Origin of the sequence: Thauera phenylacetica B4P, from assembly GCF_000310225.1 — a bacterium.
GTDB classification, from domain to species: domain Bacteria; phylum Pseudomonadota; class Gammaproteobacteria; order Burkholderiales; family Rhodocyclaceae; genus Thauera; species Thauera phenylacetica.
The window spans coordinates 1-916 of record NZ_AMXF01000513.1; the positions used below are offsets into that span (position 1 = coordinate 1).

Annotated in this window: 2 protein-coding genes; both read left to right on the plus strand. The window is 75.8% G+C overall.

The window, feature by feature from the left end; all coding sequences use genetic code 11:
• On the plus strand, positions 1-627 hold a 627-nt coding region (locus tag C667_RS23395), incomplete at its 5' end, for an HD-GYP domain-containing protein (protein ID WP_004390545.1).
• A gap of 103 nt (positions 628-730) precedes the next feature.
• On the plus strand, positions 731-916 hold a 186-nt coding region (locus tag C667_RS26255), incomplete at its 3' end, for a hypothetical protein (protein WP_211207750.1).

Below are 916 nucleotides of genomic sequence, written 5' to 3' on the forward strand. Positions count from 1 at the left end.
GCGCTCGCCGCCGCACGCGGCCGCCGCGAGGCGCTCGAGCACGGACTGCGCGTCGGCGCCATCGCGGCCCTGCTCGGCCACGCCCTCGGCGCGTCCCCGGCCTGGTGCGACGAGCTGTTCGACGCCGCGCGCGTCCACGACATCGGCCAGCTCGCCGTGCCCGAGTCCATCCTCGCCAAGCCCGGTCGCCTGGATCCGCAGGAGTGGGCCGCGATCCGCCGCCATCCGATCGACGGCGCGCGCATGCTCGGCGCCGCGAGCGATGCGCTCCACACGCTCGCCGCCGAGGTGGCGCTCAATCATCACGAGAAATGGGACGGCAGCGGCTACCCGGCCGGGCGGGAGGGCAGCAACATCCCGCTGTGCGGGCGGATCGTCGCCGTCGCCGATTTCGTCGACGCGCTCGGCACGCGCGCGAGCTATCGCACTGCGCTCGACGAAGCGGCGATCTTCACCCTGCTCGATCTCGCCGCGGGCATGCAGTTCGACCCCGCGGTCGTGAGCGCGATGCACCAGGTCCGCCCGCGACTGCCCCGCGTGCACGAACTGGCCGCGCGCCACGCCGCCCAGGCCACCACCGGCACTCCGGCGCCGCTGTGGTGGCGCGAACTCGCCAGCGCAGCCTGAGACCGCCGGTCCGGCCCGGCCCGGCGCCTCGCAGCCGAGACGCCCCCAAGCCGCCCCCAAGCGCCCCCAAGCCGCCGCGCCCCACCCGATGGAAGATACCGCAATGAACCCGATCCACTGCGTCGAGGCGCCGCCCGCCCTCTGCACACCGCTTTCAGTGAGCCCGTCGCCGCGCGCCCGTGAGGACCGCGAAGGCGGACGCCGCGCGCGCGCACGGCCTGGCGAGCGTCCGATGAGCCCGCCGCGCCGGGGTCGCCGCGCCTTCCTGCACACCTGTGCCGCCGGCCTG